The sequence below is a fragment of the Pseudomonas sp. P1.8 genome (assembly GCF_001269805.1).
Classification (GTDB): domain Bacteria; phylum Pseudomonadota; class Gammaproteobacteria; order Pseudomonadales; family Pseudomonadaceae; genus Aquipseudomonas.
On record NZ_LHVM01000026.1, the window covers coordinates 1 to 5,826 of the forward strand.

General features: G+C 51.2%; 2 tRNA genes and 4 rRNA genes. All 6 read right to left on the minus strand.

Annotated elements, in window-relative coordinates:
• Positions 1 to 61 (minus strand): 5S ribosomal RNA (rrf, locus tag AD668_RS28190); the annotation flags it as partial.
• A 108-nt stretch (positions 62 to 169) separates the two neighbouring features.
• Positions 170 to 285, minus strand: a 5S ribosomal RNA gene (gene rrf, locus AD668_RS28195).
• A 153-nt stretch (positions 286 to 438) separates the two neighbouring features.
• Positions 439 to 3,330: ribosomal RNA gene (locus AD668_RS28200) — 23S ribosomal RNA — on the minus strand.
• A 248-nt stretch (positions 3,331 to 3,578) separates the two neighbouring features.
• Positions 3,579 to 3,654: transfer RNA gene (locus AD668_RS28205), tRNA-Ala, on the minus strand.
• 27 nt (positions 3,655 to 3,681) lie between these two features.
• Positions 3,682 to 3,758, minus strand: a tRNA-Ile gene (locus AD668_RS28210).
• A gap of 81 nt (positions 3,759 to 3,839) precedes the next feature.
• Positions 3,840 to 5,376, minus strand: a 16S ribosomal RNA gene (locus tag AD668_RS28215).
• Positions 5,377 to 5,826: the final 450 nt, after the last annotated feature.

Below are 5,826 nucleotides of genomic sequence, written 5' to 3' on the forward strand. Positions count from 1 at the left end.
ATCGTTTCACTGCTGAGTTCGGGATGGGATCAGGTGGTTCCAATGCTCTATGGTCGTCAAGAAATTCTGTGTGCGAGTCCGTCGTTGACGACGTGCCAGCGAATTCTTGATGTTTCTACTTCAAAAACAAAACCCCAACTGCTTTCGCAATTGGGGTTTCGGAATTTAATCTTGACGATGACCTACTCTCACATGGGGAAACCCCACACTACCATCGGCGATGCATCGTTTCACTGCTGAGTTCGGGATGGGATCAGGTGGTTCCAATGCTCTATGGTCGTCAAGAAATTCGGGTACCGAATCGTGGCCAGTCGGCCGCGCTTCAGCAAATTGGGGATGTGATAGMAATYGGTGTTTTGTGAGTATTWCGAACTTTCGGTTCATTGCGTCTTCACACACCGCAATCTGGCCTTTCGACTCAAATTGCTTGGGTGTTATATGGTCAAGCCTCACGGGCAATTAGTATTGGTTAGCTCAACGCCTCACAGCGCTTACACACCCAACCTATCAACGTCGTAGTCTTCGACGGCCCTTCAGGGGACTCAAGGTCCCAGTGAGATCTCATCTTGAGGCTAGTTTCCCGCTTAGATGCTTTCAGCGGTTATCTATTCCGAACATAGCTACCCGGCAATGCCACTGGCGTGACAACCGGAACACCAGAGGTTCGTCCACTCCGGTCCTCTCGTACTAGGAGCAGCCCCTCTCAAATCTCAAACGTCCACGGCAGATAGGGACCGAACTGTCTCACGACGTTCTAAACCCAGCTCGCGTACCACTTTAAATGGCGAACAGCCATACCCTTGGGACCGGCTTCAGCCCCAGGATGTGATGAGCCGACATCGAGGTGCCAAACACCGCCGTCGATATGAACTCTTGGGCGGTATCAGCCTGTTATCCCCGGAGTACCTTTTATCCGTTGAGCGATGGCCCTTCCATACAGAACCACCGGATCACTAAGACCTACTTTCGTACCTGCTCGACGTGTCTGTCTCGCAGTCAAGCGCGCTTTTGCCTTTATACTCTACGACCGATTTCCGACCGGTCTGAGCGCACCTTCGTACTCCTCCGTTACTCTTTAGGAGGAGACCGCCCCAGTCAAACTACCCACCATACACTGTCCTCGATCCGGATAACGGACCTGAGTTAGAACCTCAAAGTTGCCAGGGTGGTATTTCAAGGTTGGCTCCACGCGAACTGGCGTCCACGCTTCAAAGCCTCCCACCTATCCTACACAAGCAAATTCAAAGTCCAGTGCAAAGCTATAGTAAAGGTTCACGGGGTCTTTCCGTCTAGCCGCGGATACACTGCATCTTCACAGCGATTTCAATTTCACTGAGTCTCGGGTGGAGACAGCGCCGCCATCGTTACGCCATTCGTGCAGGTCGGAACTTACCCGACAAGGAATTTCGCTACCTTAGGACCGTTATAGTTACGGCCGCCGTTTACCGGGGCTTCGATCAAGAGCTTCGCGTTAGCTAACCCCATCAATTAACCTTCCGGCACCGGGCAGGCGTCACACCCTATACGTCCACTTTCGTGTTTGCAGAGTGCTGTGTTTTTAATAAACAGTCGCAGCGGCCTGGTATCTTCGACCGGCGTGGGCTTACGCAGTAAATGCTTCACCCTCACCGGCGCACCTTCTCCCGAAGTTACGGTGCCATTTTGCCTAGTTCCTTCACCCGAGTTCTCTCAAGCGCCTTGGTATTCTCTACCCAACCACCTGTGTCGGTTTGGGGTACGGTTCCTGGTTACCTGAAGCTTAGAAGCTTTTCTTGGAAGCATGGCATCAACCACTTCGTGTTCTAAAAGAACACTCGTCATCAGCTCTCGGCCTTAGAATCCCGGATTTACCTAAGATTCCAGCCTACCACCTTAAACTTGGACAACCAACGCCAAGCTGGCCTAGCCTTCTCCGTCCCTCCATCGCAATAACCAGAAGTACAGGAATATTAACCTGTTTTCCATCGACTACGCTTTTCAGCCTCGCCTTAGGGACCGACTAACCCTGCGTCGATTAACGTTGCGCAGGAAACCTTGGTCTTTCGGCGTGGGTGTTTTTCACACCCATTGTCGTTACTCATGTCAGCATTCGCACTTCTGATACCTCCAGCAAGCTTCTCAACTCACCTTCACAGGCTTACAGAACGCTCCTCTACCGCATCACCTAAGTGATACCCGTAGCTTCGGTGTATGGTTTGAGCCCCGTTACATCTTCCGCGCAGGCCGACTCGACTAGTGAGCTATTACGCTTTCTTTAAAGGGTGGCTGCTTCTAAGCCAACCTCCTAGCTGTCTAAGCCTTCCCACATCGTTTCCCACTTAACCATAACTTTGGGACCTTAGCTGACGGTCTGGGTTGTTTCCCTTTTCACGACGGACGTTAGCACCCGCCGTGTGTCTCCCATGCTCGGCACTTGTAGGTATTCGGAGTTTGCATCGGTTTGGTAAGTCGGGATGACCCCCTAGCCGAAACAGTGCTCTACCCCCTACAGTGATACATGAGGCGCTACCTAAATAGCTTTCGAGGAGAACCAGCTATCTCCGAGCTTGATTAGCCTTTCACTCCGATCCACAGGTCATCCGCTAACTTTTCAACGGTAGTCGGTTCGGTCCTCCAGTTAGTGTTACCCAACCTTCAACCTGCCCATGGATAGATCGCCCGGTTTCGGGTCTATTCCCAGCGACTAGACGCCCTATTAAGACTCGCTTTCGCTACGCCTCCCCTATTCGGTTAAGCTCGCCACTGAAAATAAGTCGCTGACCCATTATACAAAAGGTACGCAGTCACCCAACAAAGTGGGCTCCCACTGCTTGTACGCATACGGTTTCAGGATCTATTTCACTCCCCTCTCCGGGGTTCTTTTCGCCTTTCCCTCACGGTACTAGTTCACTATCGGTCAGTCAGTAGTATTTAGCCTTGGAGGATGGTCCCCCCATATTCAGACAAAGTTTCTCGTGCTCCGTCCTACTCGATTTCATGACCAAGAGATTTTCGCGTACAGGGCTATCACCCACTATGGCCGCACTTTCCAGAGCGTTCCGCTAATCTCAAAGCCACTTAAGGGCTAGTCCCCGTTCGCTCGCCACTACTAAGGGAATCTCGGTTGATTTCTTTTCCTCAGGGTACTTAGATGTTTCAGTTCCCCTGGTTCGCCTCTTGCACCTATGTATTCAGTACAAGATAACCATCTTATGATGGCTGGGTTCCCCCATTCAGACATCTCCGGATCAAAGTCTGTTTGCCGACTCCCCGAAGCTTTTCGCAGGCTACCACGTCTTTCATCGCCTCTGACTGCCAAGGCATCCACCGTATGCGCTTCTTCACTTGACCATATAACCCCAAGCAATCTGGTTATACTGTGAAGACGACATTCGCCGAAAATTCGAATTTCTCAACTAAGAGAACTCACAAATTTTACCTTAGCCTGATCCGTTACCAGTGAAAGTAACGTTCAGTCTATCTTTCTATCACATACCCAAATTTTTAAAGAACGAACTAGTCAAAGACTAGAAATCAACATTCACCATCGAACCGATGGAATGCTCATTTCTAAGCTTTACACAATCAGAAGCAGTTAGTGGTGGAGCCAAACGGGATCGAACCGTTGACCTCCTGCGTGCAAGGCAGGCGCTCTCCCAGCTGAGCTATGGCCCCGTATTTCTACAGGTTCCCACACAAAATTGGTGGGTCTGGGCAGATTCGAACTGCCGACCTCACCCTTATCAGGGGTGCGCTCTAACCAACTGAGCTACAGACCCAATTTCGGGCTGCTTCTTTTCGTCTTCTTCAATGAATCAAGCAATTCGTGTGGGARCTTATGGAGCAGCTGAGTCGTCGATTAAGGAGGTGATCCAGCCGCAGGTTCCCCTACGGCTACCTTGTTACGACTTCACCCCAGTCATGAATCACACCGTGGTAACCGTCCTCCCGAAGGTTAGACTAGCTACTTCTGGTGCAACCCACTCCCATGGTGTGACGGGCGGTGTGTACAAGGCCCGGGAACGTATTCACCGCGACATTCTGATTCGCGATTACTAGCGATTCCGACTTCACGCAGTCGAGTTGCAGACTGCGATCCGGACTACGATCGGTTTTGTGGGATTAGCTCCACCTCGCGGCTTGGCAACCCTCTGTACCGACCATTGTAGCACGTGTGTAGCCCAGGCCGTAAGGGCCATGATGACTTGACGTCATCCCCACCTTCCTCCGGTTTGTCACCGGCAGTCTCCTTAGAGTGCCCACCATGACGTGCTGGTAACTAAGGACAAGGGTTGCGCTCGTTACGGGACTTAACCCAACATCTCACGACACGAGCTGACGACAGCCATGCAGCACCTGTCTCAATGTTCCCGAAGGCACCAATCCATCTCTGGAAAGTTCATTGGATGTCAAGGCCTGGTAAGGTTCTTCGCGTTGCTTCGAATTAAACCACATGCTCCACCGCTTGTGCGGGCCCCCGTCAATTCATTTGAGTTTTAACCTTGCGGCCGTACTCCCCAGGCGGTCAACTTAATGCGTTAGCTGCGCCACTAAGAGCTCAAGGCTCCCAACGGCTAGTTGACATCGTTTACGGCGTGGACTACCAGGGTATCTAATCCTGTTTGCTCCCCACGCTTTCGCACCTCAGTGTCAGTATCAGTCCAGGTGGTCGCCTTCGCCACTGGTGTTCCTTCCTATATCTACGCATTTCACCGCTACACAGGAAATTCCACCACCCTCTACCATACTCTAGCTTGTCAGTTTTGAATGCAGTTCCCAGGTTGAGCCCGGGGCTTTCACATCCAACTTAACAAACCACCTACGCGCGCTTTACGCCCAGTAATTCCGATTAACGCTTGCACCCTCTGTATTACCGCGGCTGCTGGCACAGAGTTAGCCGGTGCTTATTCTGTCGGTAACGTCAAAACACTAACGTATTAGGTTAATGCCCTTCCTCCCAACTTAAAGTGCTTTACAATCCGAAGACCTTCTTCACACACGCGGCATGGCTGGATCAGGCTTTCGCCCATTGTCCAATATTCCCCACTGCTGCCTCCCGTAGGAGTCTGGACCGTGTCTCAGTTCCAGTGTGACTGATCATCCTCTCAGACCAGTTACGGATCGTCGCCTTGGTGAGCCATTACCTCACCAACTAGCTAATCCGACCTAGGCTCATCTGATAGCGCAAGGCCCGAAGGTCCCCTGCTTTCTCCCGTAGGACGTATGCGGTATTAGCGTTCCTTTCGAAACGTTGTCCCCCACTACCAGGCAGATTCCTAGGCATTACTCACCCGTCCGCCGCTGAATTCAGGAGCAAGCTCCTGTCATCCGCTCGACTTGCATGTGTTAGGCCTGCCGCCAGCGTTCAATCTGAGCCATGATCAAACTCTTCAGTTCAAACATCTTTGGGTTTTGAGAAAACCCTAAACTTGGCTCAGCAATCGTTGGTTACATCTTTGATTTCTCGCGGAGTAACTTGTGATGCTGATAATCTGTTGACTAGCAGTCTGACTCCACAAGCACCCACACGAATTGCTTGATTCAGTTGTTAAAGAGCGGTTKGTTAAGATCTTTCGTCTCAACCGAGGCGCGCATTCTACAGCAGCCTCATTTGCTGTCAAGTGGTATTTTTCAGAAGTTTTCAAGGATTTCCTTAACAACTTCAACCACTTGCGCTTCAGATCTCTCGTCAGCGGGACGGCGAATTCTACAGCGTTACACGCTGCTGTCAACACCTCTTTTTCAACTTCTTTCTGGCTTCGATGACCTGAAGCAACCCGCTGCCGAAAACTGCGTAACTCTTTGTTTTCCAAGGAGTTTTCCGTTTCGACTGCGCCGGAAGTGGGG